The 1,312-nt window shown below is 74.5% G+C and carries 1 protein-coding gene; it reads left to right on the top strand.

The window, feature by feature from the left end:
• Positions 1–1,312, top strand: a 1,312-nt coding sequence (locus AC31A1_RS51520) for an ATP-binding protein (RefSeq protein ID WP_489659930.1), incomplete at both ends; no start/stop codon positions are given.

Here is a 1,312-nt window from a genome sequence, read left to right as displayed (position 1 = left end):
GGCAACCTCCGCGCCCGCCTCACCTCCTTCGTCGGGCGGGAGGCCGACATCGACGTCATCCGGGGTGATCTCGCCTCCGCCCGGCTGGTGACGCTGCTCGGGCCCGGTGGGGCCGGGAAGACGCGGCTGTCGCAGGAGGCCGCCGAAGGGGTGCGGGAGGCGGCGCGGGACGGGGTGTGGCTGGCCGAACTCGCCCCCGTGGACGACCCCGACGCCGTACCGACGGCCGTGCTCACGGCCGTCGGCGCGCGCGAGACCGTGATGTACAGCGCGGGCGCCGAGGCGATCCGGGCGGCCGGCGGCGAGCGGCACGACGACCCCGTCGACCGGCTCGCCGAACACTGCGGCAGCCGCCGGATGCTCATCGTCCTCGACAACTGCGAGCACGTCGTGGACGCCGCCGCCCGCCTCGTGGAGACCCTGCTGGAGCGCTGCCCCGGCCTCACCGTGCTCGCCACCAGCCGTGAACCCCTGGGCGTACCGGGCGAGTTGCTGCGCCCGGTGGAACCGCTGCCCGACCCCGTCGCGCTACGGCTCCTCGCCGACCGCGGGGCCGCCGCCCGGCCCGGGTTCAGCGTCGAGGACGACCCCGAGGCCTGCGCCGAGATCTGCCGGCGCCTCGACGGACTGCCCCTCGCCATCGAGCTGGCGGCCGCCCGGCTACGGATGTTGACGCCGCGTCAGATCGCCGACCGGCTCGACGACCGCTTCCGGCTGCTCACTTCGGGCAGCCGTACGCTGCTGCCCCGCCAGCAGACCCTGCGGGCCGTCGTCGACTGGTCCTGGGACCTGCTCGACGCGGACGAACGGGACGTGCTGACCACCCTGTCCGTCTTCGCCGGCGGCTGCGACCTCGCCGCCGCCGAGGCCGTGTGCGGGCCCGTGGCGTTCGAGACGCTCGGCTCCCTCGTCGACAAGTCCCTTGTGGTGGCGGCCCCTTCGGGCGAGGGGGAGATGCGTTACCGGCTCCTGGAGACCGTCGCCGAGTACGCGGGCGAACGGCTCGACGAGGCCGGCCGCCGCCCCCGCGCCGAGCGCGCCCATCTGACGTACTACCGCGAACTCGCCCGCACCACCGACCCGTTGCTGCGCGGCCCCGGCCAACTCGCCGCCGTAGGACGGCTGGAGCTCGAATACGAGAACCTCCGCACCGCCCTGCGGCACGCCGTCGCCGAACGCGACGAGCAGGAGGCGATCTGCCTCGTCCTGTCGCTGGTCTGGTACTGGCAGATGCGTGACGTCCGCATCGAGGCCCGCAACTGGTGCGTCGAGGTGATGGCGTTGGGCCCCGACCCCTTCACCGCCCCCGTCC

Source organism: Streptomyces sp. P5F9 (genome assembly GCF_057961495.1).
The sequence above is the reverse complement of the archived record's forward strand: the minus strand, read 5'-3'. Positions and strand labels throughout refer to the sequence as shown.